General features: G+C 35.4%; 7 protein-coding genes. All 7 read right to left on the reverse strand.

Translation table 11 applies throughout. The features are described 5' to 3' along the window. A partial coding sequence (locus tag BUC31_RS19765) for a hypothetical protein (protein WP_211573898.1) occupies positions 1-926 on the reverse strand: 926 nt, incomplete at its 3' end. 411 nt (positions 927-1,337) lie between these two features. Continuing rightward, entirely contained in the window at positions 1,338-5,408 is a 4,071-nt protein-coding gene (locus BUC31_RS19770) for an FG-GAP-like repeat-containing protein (protein ID WP_170861987.1), read from the reverse strand. Between the two features lie 237 nt (positions 5,409-5,645). Then, on the reverse strand, positions 5,646-10,100 hold the full coding sequence (locus BUC31_RS19775) for a Calx-beta domain-containing protein (protein ID WP_073247503.1): 4,455 nt from the start codon (positions 10,098-10,100) through the stop codon (positions 5,646-5,648). A 334-nt stretch (positions 10,101-10,434) separates the two neighbouring features. After that, positions 10,435-15,642, reverse strand: coding sequence for a hypothetical protein (locus BUC31_RS19780; protein WP_073247506.1), 5,208 nt, complete (start codon positions 15,640-15,642; stop codon positions 10,435-10,437). Positions 15,643-16,286: 644 nt separating this feature from the next. After that, complete coding sequence (locus tag BUC31_RS19785; RefSeq protein ID WP_073247510.1) at positions 16,287-18,227, reverse strand: OmpA family protein; 1,941 nt, start codon at positions 18,225-18,227, stop codon at positions 16,287-16,289. Positions 18,228-18,242: 15 nt separating this feature from the next. Beyond that, on the reverse strand, positions 18,243-19,196 hold the full coding sequence (locus BUC31_RS19790) for a PorP/SprF family type IX secretion system membrane protein (protein ID WP_073247508.1): 954 nt from the start codon (positions 19,194-19,196) through the stop codon (positions 18,243-18,245). Between the two features lie 13 nt (positions 19,197-19,209). After that, positions 19,210-19,842: T9SS type B sorting domain-containing protein (locus BUC31_RS19795; protein ID WP_139252040.1), on the reverse strand; the 633-nt coding region annotated here is incomplete at its 5' end.

Consider the following 19,842-nt stretch of genomic DNA (forward strand, 5'->3'; position numbering starts at 1 on the left):
GTCGTAAGTTCACTTGATAAAATATCCGCATCCAACTCTTCCAATGCAGCTTGTACATCGGTACTTGTTAAATTTCCCGCAGGGGTTACCTCAACTTCACCTGCACTTTGATTATCAGTAACCATTGTCCAGTTTGTACCATCATACACATACAACTCGTTTGTTGCAGTGTCTAAATAAGTTACTCCAGGATTATCATTTGCTGGAGCCGCCGTTGGAGCACCTGCACCACTAGTTGTAAGTTCATTGGTAGGATCAATGTCTAAATCCAAAGCATTATTTGCTGCTAAATCTGCTATTGCCTCTTCTACTGTTGTTTCATTTACCGTATCGCCATCTACATCTAATGGAGTAGTTAACAATACTTCCGTACCCTCTTGATTATCGGTATTTACCAACGCAGCTATATCTGCTAAAGGAACAGAAACAATAGCACTCTCAGAATCTATAATATCCAATGTGCCATTTACACTATTTACTGTAAAAGTTACATTCGTAGTATTTGTATCTACTGCAGCAGCTATATCAGCTAAAGGAATAGAAACTGTATTTAAATCACTATCCGACAATATAAGGTTTACTCCATCTTCCGTTAAGGATGCATTTGTTGTATTTGCATCAGTTGAAGTAAATTCCCATGAATCTCCATCCCAAAAATAAATAGTTCCTGTATCTGTATTAACATACAGATCTCCTAAATCTGCTCCTGCTGGCGTTCCTACCCCTGGTGCAGAAACATCTGTACCTTGGAGTACTTCACAATTACATTGGTCTTCTAAAGTCACAGTTGTCTGTGCCATAGAGATACCAGATATTAGTAAAGTAAATAGTACCATTATAAATTTAATGGTATTACTTAGGGTTGTAGTAGTTTGACTCTTCATACTTTTATTATTCAATTCCACCTTCAATAATTCGTTGGTCATATAGGTTTTTCAAAATGTTTGCTCCAGAAGTATCTTATCTATTTTGTACAAGACGGATCGCTGGTATTCACATTACACAAATATTCATTATAAGTACTGCACCCTAAAATAAATGTTGTGTAAGCCGATATTTACGCTATATAGTCTTATAAAGGTGAGGTTTGGGGTTGTTAATTATTTATAATTTTTGATTGTTGTTCGTCGAAGATGCGTTGTTATACAGGAAGTTATTGCTACTATAAAAAACCTGAAAATTTTCAAATTATATATAAAATAATCTCATAAAACATTAAAAAACCAACATTTTAAACTGTTGCTTTTTTTTGTTAATTTTCAATCTTACGTTGATAATTTAATCCCACAGACAACATGCACTTTTGTATTCTAATTACTCAAAATAGCGTACTATATTTAATTGGGTTTTATACGATATGTAATTCGTCTATTTGTAATTACGGTTCTAACTTTTACAAAAAGTAAAGCTGCATTTGAAGCTACTTCTACGCATGTATTACTCGAATTAGAAGCGAATAATCTATATGAATATCCTTCTTTTTGCTTTGGGACATTCAAAACCGTTAAAGTTGAAGTTTCCGTACCAGAATACTCTGAATTATTTACCCGATTAGTATAATTTACACCGTCTATACTCACCTGCCATTGATAGGTGTCTGCATTTGTAACTGACGTGGTAAAAGTAGCATCATCACCCGTTAATACTATTTGATCTTGTGGCTGATCTGTAATAACTAGAGCTGCCGTAACTTGTAAAAAATCATAATCGCCATTACTATCTCCATCTGCCGGTGTAGCATAAGAAGCTGCTACCACAGACCCATCTGTATTTACCGTTGGTACTCCTGAGCCATACATTCCATTATTGTCCAAGTCTGTATTACTATCTGCATATGCTTCATCAGCATCATTACAACCATCAGCATCACTATCATAATCTAAATGATTAGGGTTTCCATCTCCATCTAAATTACCTGTTCTACAGGCAGTAATACCAAATGCAATATCATCTATTATAGAGTAGTCTTGAGATGAATCATTTACATGACCGTATACATAAAAACGAAATGTATATGCTGTATTCCCATCCAAATAAACGGGACCATTAGCTAAATGCTGAAAAGTAGCATATACACCGCCATTATCGGTATGAAAAACATCTGTTGACAATGTGGTCCAAACATTAGTGCCTACTCTTGTAAAAGCTGTAGCAGAGTAATAAGAATCACCTAAATCCGGTCTATACCAACCAGAACGTATTTCATTTAAAGCCAATGAAGAAACTTCTGAACTGGTTGTAAAAGATATGTCAATATAGTCTCCATTCTGAACTGCCTCTTCTTTGGTTTGAGAAGAAAAAGATTCTATTCTCATATTGCTGCCGGATACAGCAAATTGAGAACCGTTTGTTATCATAGTCTCCGTATTACTTAATACCCAATCTTCAATTTTTGAATCATAGTCTGTATCCATTTCTAAATTTCCTGCAGGTGTATTCAACGTCCAGGCAAATTCATTGGTTACACTATCTATAGATTCATCACAATCTGACACCCCATCATTGTCATCATCAACATCACACCCATCTGGTACACCGTCATTATCACTATCTATAGCATCATCAAAATAAGGACACTTGTCATTTGCATTATTAACACCATCTCCATCATCATCACACAACCCTGAAGTAACGGTATAATCTGCACTACTTCCTTTTCCTTGTCCGCCACTTACCACTGTGGGAATTCCGTTTGCATCAACAGAACCCGAAATACTTCCATCACCATTTAAATCTGAAAAATCTAAATTATCAGCTCCTTCCAGAGCATCAAAACAACCATCGCCATCACTATCTAAATCGTAAATATCTGCAGTTCCATCGCCATCCAAATCGCCGCAACCAGTATTCAATGTAATATTATCAATGTACATTCTGTCGTGATTTGTCTGTGTGGCAACACCGTTAAAACGAAGCTCTACCGTATTACTAGTTGGAACAAATGAAAATGACCGTGTAGTCATGTTCAATGTTTCATTATCATTCTGAGAACGACCACCGTTATTGGCTACTATCTGATTTGAAGTTTCCGTAAATTGTTGAACACCTTCAATTAATACATTTAGGGTAACTTCTTTACCATAGTTATTATCTGCTCCTACATCGAAAGTAATAGTATTGACCGCACCTGATGTTACATTTATAGTTTGATAAAAACTTGCGGTACCTGTACCGTTCCATTCTGGAAACCAAGCTCTATTGGCATTTCCATTCCATTGTTGTCCAGAACCTGTCCAACCGGGGGAGTTAAATATCCAATACCCAAAATCGTGGTTATTTACCGTACCGGAAGATTTAGAGCATTCTATGGTATCTAAAATACCATCGTTGTCATTATCTAAGTCGCAACCATCATTAATTCCGTCACCGTCTGTATCTACCCCCGTTGGATCAGTACATGGTTCGAAAATACGCACCGTGGCAGTATCGTTCTTACCTAAAGACGGACAAAGAGAATCTGTTGAATCTGTAATTGTATAGTCGAAAGTGGTCTCACCCGGAAAAGGAGTGGCACCACTATAGGTATAAGTAACCAATCCGTTTTCTGCGTCGTTAATAACTACCGTACCTACTAATGGTTGAGTAATACTTTCAAGGGAAAAATTTTCGCCGTCTGGCTCAGAGTCATTGGTAAATAATTGTATTTGAACAGAAACCAAATTTCCATAAGTTACTTGTACCTCATCATCTTCGGCAATGGGTGCATTCGGATTTTCGATTAATTCTGCGTCAGTGGTAGTCAATTTATAATGATTTGTACCGGCAATTGTACTTGGTTGTGCAATTGCCGTTGCTATTAATCGTGAGTAACCACTTGGCTCTGAAGCATCATAGAAATTAGGATAATGAACTTCTATAATATAGGTTTCATTTTCCCCTAAGGGCAAACCAAAATGAACTTCTTCCGGTTGTTGTGTACCATGCCCGTACACTCCATTTACCTGCCTTAGTCCACTAATTATATTACCGGAACAATCTCTAATTAAAACATTTGTACCGATTGCGACCCTCCCTAAAAAGCCGCCTGTGGAACCATCTGCACCTCTATCTTCGGTAACATCTATAAACAAATGATTATTTCGGTTGGCTGCCGGTAAATTATTTATGTAAAGTTGATTGATATAATTATTGATACTAATGTAAATATCAAGATCTCCATCATCATCAATATCCACCATGGTGGTACCTTCACCATCTCTACCTGTATTAAACTGTTGAGAATCTAAAGAGAAACTCATTGCTGATCCACTACCAATTACACCTGGTGCCGGTGCGGGACTGTTCAATTGATTTATATATAAATAACTTCTACTGTTACCTACAAGAATAATATCTATATCACCATCATTATCAATATCTCCACCAGCCAAAGCATCTATGCGAGCACCAGAACTACCATTATTCAAATTACCAGGTTGCGGCAATCCAGGAAAAGAGGAAGCACCTAAGGCTGTAAATACCCCTCCTCCATCATTTCTGTGTATTTGTGTTTGACCGTTTTCTGTCCATACGGCATCTAAATCTCCATCATTATCCAAATCCCAAAGTCCATTACCTCCTTTGTTGTTATTTGCTGCCTGCCCTAAATCTGCACCATTAGAAAAATTACCTCCTTGATTTAAGAAAAAATCATTTTCATCTCGCTTACGCATAAAAATATCTACCCAACCGTCATCATTAACATCGGCAGCCGTACCATAATCACCATCTGTAGCAAATTGATTTAACCCAAACTCAGTAACCCCACTACCATTTCCTGTTGTGATATGGGTAAATAAAACATTAGGGGCTGGATTGGCTACTGTATGGGTTGTATGATCAATAAAATTATTTCGTAATAATTCTATACCCATATCATGGTTATCAAAGAAAATATCTAAATCTCCATCTCCTTCAAAATCAAAGAAACCAACACCTTCAGAATTTACAGCCGGAACAACAATAGTTGCACCTGACCTACCAATAGTAATTGGCGCAGAACCACCAATACCATCACCAAAGGTGCCATTAGCATTCTGAATAAAAATTTGTATTGCTTTTCTAGCATTGTTATTACCAGAAGAGTTTATTAAAAAATCTGGTCTGCCATCATTATTAATGTCTCCCCATGCCGCTTGTCTTTCTGCCCAGTCACCTAACAGACCAGGTACTAAGGTAGGTTGCACATTGGTAAACGTGTTGTTACCATTGTTACGCATTAAAAAACTTTTCACTCCGCTATTATTATTATTCTCTAGAACGAGAACATCTAAATCTCCATCATTGTCAAAATCTGACCAAGCATGACCACCATCTTTTGGTTGACCTAAATCTAAACCAAAAGAAGCTGCACTTTCAGTGAAAGTTGTTTGTGCTTGTATTTTTGAACTTGATAATACGGCTATTATGATTAAGCCTATATAACTCAAATTTATCCTCTTAATAAGAGAAACCCCCATGGTAAAATTTTTATAGTGCCAATAAGGGGGAATTATTTAGCATGATTTCTTATTATAAAAATCCGCTGATTTTAGAAGGCAAGAAAATTTATGTTGCCAATGAAGACAAGGGTGAGGTTAACTAGTCAAAAAATGTGGTTTAATCTTTAAACCTCAATAAAATACAGAGCTAACAAGCTTTATTTGTAAGAATTATCTGTAGTGATTTTAATTACTTTTTATCCGATACGTAATATTTCTATTGGTAATTACCGTGTAAGTCTTAATTACAACTTCTGGCGAGAATTCAGAAGTTGAATTTGACCTTGTTCCTGTGGTGGTTATTAGATCTCCTACAGCAGTACTTGATGGTAAAGGGAATACGAACTTATATTTATTTGTATTATCAGTATTTCCATCATCGTCAAGATATAATGATGATGTTGCATCTTGATCATCTGAACTACCTTCTACCGCTGTACCTATAAAAATTTGACCTTCACCATAATCCTGGGTTAACCCCAATTGATTATCACCTAACGTAGCTGTGCCTTCATTTATATCAGTAAAAAATACCTCAACGGTTGACCCTGGTGAAGTCCACCCGGTTACTACTAGATTGGTTCCAGAAATAAAAGCAGAGTTAATAACAGGGAAATTTTCTAAATTATTAGGACCTGAATCTGAATCTGAAGTATCATTCAATGTGATACCATCCATATCTAAATCTATACCTAAACTTGGAGTTACTGTACCATTAGCGTAAATAGAATTTTGACTAATTAAGTTTGATGAACCGTCAACAATAGCAATACCGGCTCCACCATTTTGATATATTTTATTATTTGTTACCGAAGAACCATTACCAGCCAATTTCACAGCCATTTGCTGTGGATTTCCTTTACAATCACCACCATCTTGACCTGATGTTGTTAAAGAATTTTCAGTAATAATAATACTATCTACTTTATCTTCACCATCAATAGCAGTGGATGCCGATGCTTCAATATAGTTCTGCCTAATAATTACACCAGAACCATCTGCAAGCAAAATAGCATCATCACAAGCTGTACTACCATTATTTATAAAATGATTATTCTGGATGATACTTGAATTACCACCATCTATTAAAATAGCTGACTCTGTTATGGTCGAAAGATAATTTCCATCTACATTAATGTCCGCTCCTTTATTTTCTACTCCTACTTTTAAATCGCCCGAATTGTTAGCTGTAGCATCAACCCCTATTAAGTTTTGAACAACATTTAAAGAGCCTTGTTCCGCTACTATCGCTGAATTCTTATCTGCAAATACACTTAAATTTCTAATGGTAACATTATTCCCTTCTGAGATAAATACATCACCTTTGTCTCTATGAACCTGTATTTCTGGTCTCTCATAATTTGGCAATGCTATATTAGAAACCCCAACAGATGTACCGCCAGCACCAACTGTACCTGAATTAGCATCACCAGAATAAGCTGCTTGGGTTCTACCATCAATTATTGTATTGGTACCTGTAATTGTAGATAATTCATTTGAATCATCAATTAAAATATTAAAATAGCCTGCAGCATTATAATTTACATCTGCCGTTCTACCAAAACTATCACCAGTTGGTGGTATCATGAAAATAGATACATCTTCTTCCACTGCTGGGTCAAAAATTGAATTAGCCTCAATATCAAGACCAGTTTCACCTAGCGTATTACTGTTCAAAATAAATTGCTCAAGAGAACCTTGACCAAATTCGTTTGTATTAACTATAGTATTAAAATTGAATCCGAAATCTATATTGGCTACACCACTACTAGCTATACTTACCAATGATAAACTTTGTGAATCATCAAAAACACCTAAAGCCGAATCGCTAAAGGCTGTTGGATCTGTTCCCCCAATTTCGGTCAACACTTCAATTGTATTGGTAACATCACCATAACTTCTAAATGTTTGTATCGGTACACAAGTCGTACAGTTTATACCATTATCTCTATTAGACCTAACCGTAGAATTCACCAATTTAACGTAGTAATCACCATCTGCCATACCACCAAAACTATAATCGCCACTTACTTTTGAAGTCGTTCTTCTTACAAAGGTGCCATCACTTTTGTATAATTCTACAATAGCGCTAGCTATACCAACGCCATTGGCATTTGTCATATTTCTACCTTGACCACCACCATAATTAACATCTTCAAAAACAGTACCTGCAATTAGATTAGAAGGAACCTTTAATACCACTGCTGCAGATATCAAGAAATCTTGACCCACATCTACATTTGCAGTTACCTGAGAATCTCCAGGAGAGATATAAGTAGAGATATCATACGTATCTAAATCTACACCATATGTTGTGTTTACATTATAATCTGGTGTTGTGGTATTATCATACATCGTTGAATTATAGGCATTATTACCTGTTTGACCACCATCTCCTGATAAAATAAAATCTTGATTTGCCTGATTCGTAATCGAGAGTCGTTCTCCATTAGGGTTAGTTGTACCAGAACTATTACCATCTAAGGTTGAATCTCCTTCCCATGATAAAAATGATGCTTTTGCACCTGCACCTGCAATTGCATAAAAACTATCTAAAGTAAATGAATTTCCATCATTACTTAAACCATCAAAACCTTGATATAAATTAATATTTACAGCAGGTAGATTAGGATCTTCGTAGAAAACGAACAAAGTCCAGCCTCCTAATACAGTTGCCGATGAGCAATACGTATTTGAGTTATCTATAGACAATCCAGAAAAATCAAAAACATTGGTGGATGGATCTGCTACACCCGCCACTATATCTGTAACATCACTTACATAACCATAGAAATTTCTATTGGTTAGTGTTGTTTGATATTGATAATTAGCATTAACCGTTTGCCCTTCAAAAGTAACTGCACCATCAACTACTGTACTTGAATGCGCCCAGTATAAATATGCTTTTTTAATAGTACCTGTATTTGGTATAGGTGCAATCAACGAATTTGATGACGATGTTGTTATAGAACAAGCATCTGTGTTGTTATCATTTGTTCTTAAAGATCCTCCTGTGGTTGAATAATCGTAATACCCATCAAATTCTTGAAAAAGCGTTAATGGGTCATTTGCCAAAATTTGAGAATTTATGTAACCGTTAGCCGTATCACTATAATCTACCGAAGCATATTGAGCAGTGGCATCTGAAAACCCTACTGTAAAATACTCCACTAATTCAGGCACTCCATCATCTACAATAGGTACCGAAAAAGTTTGAACATTGCCCACCTCACCTGTAAAAGTAAGTGTACCATTTACTGATATATAATCACTACCATTATTAGCCGTACCATCGCTAACCATATACTCTACTGTAAACGGTGTTTCAATAAAACCAAATAACCAGCTATATCCATGACGATCACGTACGTGTGTTACCGTAAAAATTGCACTACCAGAATCTTCATCTACATACACATCATTTACAACAATTTTAGGTCCCGGTGGTGAACAACTAACACTAGCCTGCCAACCGTTACCCGTTGTATTATTATTTGATGTAAACCTAAAAGTTAAGCAACCGTTGGTATTAGTGGCAAAAATTTGGGTAGGTATATTATCATTATCATATTGCCCAATTAATGTAGCACCAGTACTGTTACCATCATATACGTATAATATATCACCGGGAATTACATCAAACTGATCAAAATTTACTTGTGTATAATTATTTGCTGTATCTGGACAAATAGTATAAACCAGGTCTTCGTTATCAGAATAATTACTAATCCCTCCAGAATCTAAAAATATATCATCACAGGTAGTTGCAGAGCCTCCATCAGTTATAATCAAAGCGTCATTTGCCAAGATGGTACCTATAGCTGTATCTGTAATATCTATATTAGGGTCAGTAGTTGAAACAAAGGAAAAACTAAAGGTTTCATCACCTTCAAATATAGTATCATCTGTAATAAAAACGGTTATAGTTTCGGTATCCCAAATGGTACCGTCAAAATTTAAAGTTCCACTTGATGCCGTATAATCTTGGCCCGCAATCGCAGATATATTCGAAGTTGTATAATTAACACTATAAGGTCCGCTCGCAGCACTACCACCGTGCCTTACTGTAAAGGTTGCAGTACCAGCATTTTCATTTACAGTAACATCATCTACCAATATTTCAGATCCAAATGTTGCCGAGAATTGTACATTATCAATATAAATGGTATCATTATTTCCCCAATTGGTATCACCTCGATAAAAAATAACTGCAGGATTTGAATCTATTTGTGCATTAGTCAAATTATATGTCAATGTTCCAGTACCACCATCTATTCTCTCTACAAAATTCCACTGGTTATTATCTGCATTATATATGTACACATCTATTGCCTCACCCCCTGCAGAATTTGCATCGTAATCCAATGTCAAAGTTGCGGATGAAGCTCCCGCTAAAGGAACAAATCGATAAATATATCTGTTATCAAGATTTCTGAAACGCAACCTACCTCCAGTGATTTGTATTCTCCCTCCCCAAGCATTACCGTCGTCACCACTTTCGAACCAGTCAGAACTAAAATTTTGAGTACCTTCATTATTACCGTAAAAAGTACTGGTAAACGTATCCAAGTAAGTTTCTTGGGCGTAGAAACTTGTGGCACACAATAGAACTAATAAATAACAAAAAAGTCTTAATCTCATAATCAAATTAATGGGGGCATTGAAATGCAAAAACAATCTATAATGCATATCATCGGTAAAAATAACTAGGAGTTGAGGTCATCCCTAAAATATGTTGTGAAGTAAGACTATTACCAAGTGAACGCCTAAAATACTGCTGTTTAGACTTTTAAAATCACTATTTAAATTGCTTTTTTTGCTTGCATTTAATCTATTAGACACCTAAAAATATGACACTAACAGCAACTTGATTAAATAGTAATTACTGTAAATGCACTTGAGTTTTAGGTAATCTAAAAAGGTGATGCTACACTTGTAAATCGTGTCAAAAAAAATATTAAACTAGGACTAAAAATCAATTCAATTTTACACGATACGTTATTCTTTTGTTGGTAATTACAGATTTAACTTGAACCGTTAGCAAAGCTGCATTTGAGATTTGAGCATCACAAGAGGTCGCAGCATTTGAAGCCAAGATTCTATATTGATAATTATTTTGAGTTAAGTCTACCCCAATAATATTTAAGGTTTCTGTTTGAGTACCTGTATAATCAGGTCCATTAGAAATATCATTAAATGTAACCCCGCCATCTATACTTACTTGCCATTGAAAAGTATCTGCATTAGTCGTATTAACGCTAAAAATAGCATTGTCATTGACAAAAACAGACTGTGTTACTGGTTGCATATCAATGATAGATTCTGGAATATCAGAAATAATATGCTCCCCTAAATCTACCGGACATTGGTTATTACCCCACCTCGCCCATAAATGATATGTACCAGAGGCTAAATTAGAATATGTAACAGAGCCGCTATTATCTGGAACTGATGATTGATAAGAAACCTGATTATCCAAACTAAACTCTATCGAAGATCTATTTGAATTATCAGGAAAATCAAAGCTAATTTCACCATTAGTTAAATTACAACTAGACGCTGTAATATTAACGGTAGGATTTGGTGAAGGATATACTTTTACTTGTACATCATCTGACATTGTACAACCATTAGGCAGTGTTGCGGTAACCGTATATATTAAATTAGTTGTAATTGTAAGATCTGCTCCTGAATATGTAAAAATTGGTTGTGCCGCTCCTATATTGTCTAAATAAGCTGTCTCAACGACCGTTGCACCTGACCATGTATAACTATAATTTGGATTTGATGTTTCACCTATTTGAATAGCATCTGATACTTCGCAAACTGTTACGTTAGATCCCGCTAAACCAGAAAGACCTGTAGGAGGAATCATTTCTGTTTCTGAAGTTGTACAGGCACATGAGTTATCTAATGATTCAATCACTAGTAAAATATTACAAACCCTATTTGGTGACGTAATGAAGTTAATAGCACCATTAACGGTACTCGTTGCTAGAATCTGAACTGTCATCGTTTCAGTACCTATTAAAATATCCCCAGCAGAGAAAACCCCGTTAGAATCAGCGTCATAATATGCTGAAACAATAGTACCAGCAGACATTGTTGTACCGGAAGTATTTTCAATGGAAAAATTAGCAGTGACATTCTGATCATTACCACTGACTGTAGCAACTGTAGATGTTGAACTTATAACCAAATTAGATTTTTCTACGGAAATAGTTTCATCTGTCTGCGCTGTAACACTTTGAACTACCGGACAACTTGGTCCACCCGAACCTGAACAATCAATACTTTGTTCTATTCGCGTAGCTACATTTAAATCATAATTTTGACAACTAACATCTTCAGGTGAAACAACTTCAATTTCAAAATCGAAGGCAATAAGAGATGTGACCCCTACTCCATCAGGTATTTGCCATTTTAATACCCGAGTTCCCGCTACTGCATCGGTTGATACCGTGGGTTCTGCGGAAGGACCGTTAGTGCCAGCTACATACGAACCTGATACGTAATTAAATGCATCGTCAATTGTAGCAACAATAAATTCTATATCCCCATCACTTTCAATACCCTGGTTGGTTATTTCTACTGAAATCCCTTCAGTATCATTACAAGCTTGAACAGCATTATCGTATGAAATAACCGAAATGTCATAATCAATATTAGAAGGTACCTGAGTAACATTTACAGGGTTGGTCTTAATTTCACTTTGTCCATCATTAGGATCAATGGGTTGTTGACAACCAGACTCTGCATTTATTTGTGTGATTATCTTACTACCAGATACATAATCGCAAGTAAACGTTAATTCAAAATTCACATTAAATTCATTAGGCTCTGGAACAGATACACCTGGTAGACCATTAGCACCACTAATAGGACTGCCTACAATTGCAGAAATATCTATTGAATATGTATTTGTACCTGCATTAAACACAATTAGACCTGAACCTATTGCATAATCTACTGCATCATACCTCAAAACCCCTGTAGTATTATCGAGTACCATACCAACAGGTAATTTTATATCAGCAGCCAAAGCGTAAGCAAAGCCATTAGCGGCATTGTTCACGTCTATTGAATAGGGAACAACATCGCAAAAATCATAAGTGGCCGGAGGCACACCAAGAGCTGTAGTTACATTTATAGAAGGGTTTTGTGTACTTAACGATAGTTGAATTACTTCTTCATTACAAATATAATTACTACCAGAACTCCCTAAAGGATAACCCGTATCTGGATCGGTAGGGTACTGACTACAATTTTGACCAACTCTAATATCAAAACTATCTGTACCACAAACGGTAAAATTGCTAGACCGAATTTCTAATTGTTTACCAGCACTAGAAATGTCTCCTACTTGCGCCCAATATTTACCAGTACCATATCCAATAAGGGGTATTTCTGTTGTGTTATCCCAAAGTGTTGGTACAATATTGTTATTTGCTATTTCTATAGCAATCCAGGTATTCTGCAAAGAAGCTCCGCCTGAGGTTGTATTATTGATATCAACAACCCATTCGGCATTTTGGGTGTTAGTAGAAATTGTAGGCGTAGGCGAACTTACGGTATAACTTAGGGGTAAATATTGTGTATTTCTTACGTTGGTGGATCTTCCCATATTTATGGACCTACCTGGTAAACTTACATTTCTAAAAATTTCAAACTCGGTACTTGGCAAAACAATAATTCCTAATCTTTCATCAGAAAAAGACCAATCCTCAATGGTACAATTTGCAACTACATTAAAATTAACATCTTTTATTGCGTAGCTGACGGATGCTTTTTCTTTAGACCAAGACCCATCATTGGTCCATCTATATCTATGAAATCCTGGTTCTGCATTATAAGTTATAACAGGGTCTGTAATATCATGTGAAAATTCCCCATAACCCCTATAACTTGAGCTTCCAGGCACATAATCTACTCCAACCGGAACTAGAATATCTACTACTTTAGGTATCGCAAAATTTCGAAATTCATTAGGAAAAAGATCCCCTAATATAGAATAAGTTGCATGGTGAAACCGTATTCCCATTCCAAATTCATTACAACCATCAATGGTTAAACTTTGTTGCACCACTTGTGTTGTTGGGACATCTTTATAAGCTAAGATTCCAAATTCTTCCGTAAGAAAATTACAAGTATGTTCCGTTGAATTAGCTGCGGAAGTTACAGGAGATGAAACCAAAATTCCGGTCATTGGCATATACCTAGTATAAGATATAGAACTATTTTCAGAAACTTTTAAATCTACATCTATAATATATCTATCACCAATCCCCGGTGTTATTGTAGAAAAATCACCGCCTAATACATCTACTGAATGATTGCTTTTTCCTCCAATATTCTGAACATAAGAATACTGACCTAAATTATTTGATATTGTTGATGTGCCACCACCACTTGGAAGGTACTCAACTTGTATTGCTTTTATACCTCCGTCTGATTGGGTACCGAACCAATTATTGCTATCATATTCAAGTAACGCCTTAGCAGAAGTAAGATTTGTTTCATTTACATCAATCTCAACATGCCATCTAACCATATCACCTTCTAAAACATGATCTAAGCGAAGACCTGGGGTATTTACTGGAATAGGCGTGGTCTCGGTCATATCCGTATACCCTAAAGAAGTACGATCAAGTGAAAAATTAGATACGCAAACCGAGGGTCCGCCACTTGGACAGGTAACAGTAAACGTAGGACCATCTTCACAGATGTGAATAGGTTCATATGTGGAATCACCTTTTAAATGATATTCGTAAGATATACCCCCAGCAAAACTGCCAGAACAAGTTGGGTCTACCATTAATGGAATTTGTGGGTTTCTACTAATTAAATACCCATACGTTGGTGCTGAAATAGAAGAGTATATAGCAACTCCTGTTGCTGCATTAAAACTAAGCAAATCAAAAGGTTCCGATTGCCATACACCGTTTCCATTTGGTATGATACCTGGAGGTAAAGTATAGTGAACTTCCCAATGCATACCTGGAATACTGGTTGTCGTTGGTGTTTGACTACTTGAAGTACTTATAAAAAAATCAAAAGTATCTCCAGGACCAAAATTAGCACTTCCACTAGATGAATTAATATTAGTTGCTATAGATTGCGTATTATAAAAACTCCAAGGGCGCCATGTATTCAATCCATTATTCGGCACATTCAAGCTTGTTGAATTACCACATTGGTCTGTGTATTCATAAGCCCAACGTACCATTGAATAACCTGCATTCATACGATCACAAGCAGTGTCATTATTTGAATCTAATAGATAGTTGTATGCTAGTTCTGCTTCTAAGACCAATGAATTACCAACTGGTAAATCATCAAAAAAGCCATCTCCATCTAAATCCTCCAAACCTACTCCAGCCCCGTCAGGATCTGTTGATAATTGAAAATCAGCAAAACTACCTTCAGTTCCTTGATTGGGAAAGGATGTCCCATCTACATTAAAATTAGACCAGGTATAAATGTTATAATCAGCAGGAATATATGTCGCACCTCCATTACTAAAACCTAAATCGAGCGTAAGGTTATAAATGTCACCAGCACCTGTGCCATCATTCCGTAATAAGAATTCAGCCGTGTCGGTAGTGGTTAATCCTGGCCAAGCTCTTTTGACTACTCGAGTATATAAATCAGGTGCTCCAGAAGCCAAAGCAATTCCTGATGTAGAAGTATTACCTGTTTCACAAGCATTGGTCCCTGTAATGCAACCTCCATAAGCTGATTGATAAGTTATCGTTTCGCCTGCACCAAATGGACAATTGAGCAGTTTAGCTTTTACAGTTATTGAAATATTCTCATTTTCTTCAAAGCGAGAATCATTATCACCTATAGCCGAAATCTCTCCAGCATTTAACTCTAAAGTATCTGTTATGATACCACCTACCGATATCCCTTGAGAAAAATTCCCTGTACCTTCATACGTAATAGAAATATTGTCAGAATGTTCAATATAAGCTAGTACATTATTACTATAAGCATTAGAATTTACTGGGGCGTTACCAATTGTAAAGGTAAAATCTTGAGTTTCATTAATTCTTAATGAGCCCGACAAAGGTAAAATAGCATTATCGACTTCTAAAGAGGAATACAATACTGATGGATAATCAACAGCTGTCGAAATTGACGGGTTGCTGACAAGTGTATGTTCAATTTCAGGATCTACCATAGCCGAACACCCCGTCTGAACTGTGTATGATATGTCTATAAAACTTATAGAACCGATTAGCGGAGTACTAATAGTAAATACTGGTTTATTAGGATTAGACGAATCTACAGAAACCCCCGCTACAGGGTAGGTAGGTAAGCGCTACAAACTCTGATTGACTAGGCAATTGTACACTCACTTGTTCATTACTAGAGGTAGTACCATATAACCTAAAACTAAATGTTGATGCATCACCGCATGCAATAACCTCAGTTGGAAGATCAGTTGACGGGTTTACAACAATATTCTGAGCCCTTAGATTTAGTGTACAGAAAAAAAGTATCGATACTAAAATGTAAAAGAATTTTATTGGGTTACACAACATTCTATAGACCTTCAAATAACTAAACTTATTCGCCAACAGATTTTATTGACGCTATTCTCAGGTAAATATATTTAGACTTAAGTTGTTATGAGAAAAAGTGTTGTGTAGAGCCTAATTGTAGATGTAACTGCTGTTTTTTTCATTGTAAGCAAGTATTTAATACTGCTTTAACACCTATAAATACTATACTTGATCGATTAAATGCAGAACAAAAAAAACATGTATAAACAAAAAAAACAGCTATAGATATAGCTGCCTTTTCTGTAGTATATAAAAAATTTTATTCTAAAATTATAAATTCTGATCTCCTATTAATATCATGTTTAGCTGCCGAACATTTAACACCATCTGAACACTCATTTAGCAATTTAGTTTCACCGAAACCTTCACTAACCAGTCTGTCTTTAGATATTCCTTTTTTAATCATGTAATTAACGGTAGATTCTGCTCTTTTTTGAGATAACCAAAGATTATAAGCTGCAGGACCTCGACTATCTGTATGAGAATTCACCTTTAATTTCAAACTTGGATATTTCTCCATCGCCGATATTACCTTTTCAATCTCTACTTCCGATACCTTTTTAATGTCATATTTATCGAAATCGAAATAAATGGTACTTAACTGAAGTAGTTTCGCTAAATCATCACCAAAACCTGCAGTAATATTATCTCTTTCAAGATAAAAATCTATAATTTTTGGTTTTCCATCAGATACTCCAATATACTCTTCAAAAGGTACATAACCTTCCATTAAAGCTCTTACAAAATTTCCTTTATTACAATCTAATTCTAAATTATAGTTTCCGTCAGAATCTGTAATCGTAGCTAATACCTCTTCATTATTCTCGTCTATCACCTTAATAGTTGCTCCAACTAAAACTTCATTAGAAATTTTATCTCTTACAGTACCGTTAATTTTTTGAATACAGTCAAATTCCAATGGTCTTGTTTCCGTAAAACTATAAATATCATCATAACCCATTCCCCCTTCACGATTTGAAGCAACATAACCAGTTCTTAACTCCTCATCGAAAATAAAAGTAAAATCATCACTATTACCATTTACAGGTTTTCCTATATTCAAAACCTTACCTGAGAAATCTTGTCTTTTTATTTTAGTTGCAAAAACATCTAAACCACCTAGACCCGGATGCCCATCTGATGAGAAATACAATACTTCATCAGTTGTAATATAAGGGAAAGTCTCCCTTGCTTCTGTATTAATATTTGAACCTAAATTTTGAGGTGTACCAAATGAACGATCTTCATTAATAGCAACCATAAATAAATCTGATTCACCTAACGTACCAGGCATGTCTGAGACAAAATATAACGTTTTTTCATCAGGACTCAAAGCAGGGTTTGCTACAGAATAAGAATCACTATTAAAAGGTAACTCTTCAACTTCTCCCCAAACACCCTCATCTGTTAAAATAGCTCTTAAAATCTTTAACCTTACAATGCCTTTATCATCTTTTACGGTTTTTCTCTTTTCAGAATTATTGCGTGTAAAATACATTGTCTGACCATCTTTTGTAACTACAGATGTAGATTCATGATAACGTGTATTTACATTATCATCTAATTTTTTAACATGATTTATAGATAAACTATCCGCATTTATTTCATATAAATCTAAAAAGTCCTTTGCATTCCAAGTATGACGATATCTTGCAAAATTACCTGTATCTCTATCAGAAGAAAATATCAAACCTTCTTTATAAAAAGAAGGAGCGAAATCTGAATAAGGTGAATTATATTCGAAAGGACCTAAATTATATCTACCAGAATTCTCTTCTAATTCTGACATAAAATCTCGGTCTTCAGTAAATGCATTGGCTCGACCATCACTTTTTGTTATCTCTATAAATTTATTCATTACACCACTAGAAGCATCATAATCTCCCAAGGTTTTAAGAGACTGAGCATACTTAAAGTAGTCCTCTGCAGTAACTTCTGCCGAATAATCTGTAACGAGTTGTTTGTAAGTTTCAGCAGCTTCTGTGTAATCGGCATTATAATAGTATGAATTACCTAATTTTCTTAGCAAATCTGCTGAGACATAACCCTTATCTAAGACCTTTTTATAAATATCTATTGCCGGACTGAAAGAATACGACTCGAACTTCTCATTTCCTTTTTGAATCAGTCGTTCTTGAGCTTCACTTAATCCGTGAAAGAACATCAAGAATACTAAAATAAATTTTACTTTATGTTTCATATATAAGTTTGCCATTTAGAAAAAACGAGGTGAAACCAATTTTTGAAATGATTTTACCAATTCATATCTTAAGAGAACTTCAAATGATCCGTCGTTAAACTGAGTACCTCCTAAATCTGTTGTTTCTCTATCATATGCAAGACCAATCATAAATTGATCTGAAATTTGGAAGCCAGCCATTGCACTTACTGCTGCATCCCATCTGTATGCTGCCCCGAAAGTAAATTTCTCATTAAACATAAAGTTTGCAGAAAAATCTACCTGTAGTGGTGCTCCACCAACTACTTTAGTAAGTAAAGCAGGTTTAAATTTTAAATTTCCATTTAAATCAAAAACGTACCCTGTTATTAAATAAAAATTAATTCTGTCTTTAGACAAAAACTGAGTATCATTCGCATCTCTCTGTGAACTATCAAAATGTTCCGTTTCAAATAAATTCGGTGCAGAAAGACCTGCATAAAACTTAGTTGAATGGTAGTAAAGACCAACACCTACATTGGGTGAAAACTTGTTTTCAATATTATCAGTTCTTACAACTTCTTCATCAAAATTTCGAAGTTGACTAAAGTCTAAATTCACTAAGTTACCACCTGCCTTTAATCCAAAAGATAATTTACCTTCGGCAGAAACGTCTATTGTATAGGAAACAAGTGCATCAAAATAAGTTTCCTGAACGGCACCTTCACCTATTTCATCATTAACAATTGAAAAACCGTATCCAAGTTTACTATTTCTAATAGGAGACTGAATATTAAATGTTTGCGTTGATGGAGCTCCTTCCAAACCTACCCATTGCGACCTATGTAAACCTGTAATACTCAACTGACCCCTTGAGCCAGCATAAGCAGGGTTAATGCTCATTGTATTAAACATGTACTGAGTATACTGCGCATCTTGCTGGGCAACGGCGCTACTAAACATTAGCAACAAACCTCCAAACAGGATTAAAAACTTATTTTTAATATTCATATTTTATAAACTATTATCTACTAATATACAGATATTCACTATCTACTTTACTTTCTCCTTCAAAGGTAGTATAATCAAATATATAGAAATATATTCCTGCTGGAAGATAATCATCCGTACTTAACGTAGACCTACCTCTTGATCTACCGTCAAATACATTATTTTGATTATTATAATTTTCACCTTCGTAGACAGCAACACCCCATCTATTAAAGATTTTTAAAGTACTGCTACGAATTTTATCTACACCTCTAATGAATAAGAATTCATTTCTACCATCACCATTTGGAGTCACCATTTGATTTACCTCTATAGGACTATCATCAGTTTCTGTAGAATCATTATCTACAACTAATATTTCTACCGTAGCGGTATCGCAATTACCTTCTGAATCACAAACGGTATACTCGATAGTCTCTGTTCCTTCAAATCCATCATTTGGAGTATATGTGATAGTATCGTCAGATATATCATCGGGCGTACCTCCATCATTAATCTCCACTGTTCCATTTGATGGATCTGTTACAGTTAACGTACCATCTGTAGGAATGCCAAAATCATTATCCAGAATATCTATTTCTATTGGAGTATCTATTGGTGTAGATACTGAATCGTCTACAACATCTAGAGCTACCGGTTCTCCTAC

Source organism: Maribacter aquivivus, assembly GCF_900142175.1.
GTDB classification, from domain to species: Bacteria; Bacteroidota; Bacteroidia; order Flavobacteriales; family Flavobacteriaceae; genus Maribacter; species Maribacter aquivivus.

Bases quoted from the DNA above. Each gene is read 5' to 3' on its own strand.
- BUC31_RS19775 (WP_073247503.1), bottom strand. From the start codon at position 10,100: ATGAGATTAAGACTTTTTTGTTATTTATTAGTTCTATTGTGTGCCACA.
- BUC31_RS19780 (WP_073247506.1), bottom strand. From the start codon at position 15,642: ATGGTAGATCCTGAAATTGAACATACACTTGTCAGCAACCCGTCAATT.
- BUC31_RS19785 (WP_073247510.1), bottom strand. From the start codon at position 18,227: ATGAAACATAAAGTAAAATTTATTTTAGTATTCTTGATGTTCTTTCAC.
- BUC31_RS19790 (WP_073247508.1), bottom strand. From the start codon at position 19,196: ATGAATATTAAAAATAAGTTTTTAATCCTGTTTGGAGGTTTGTTGCTA.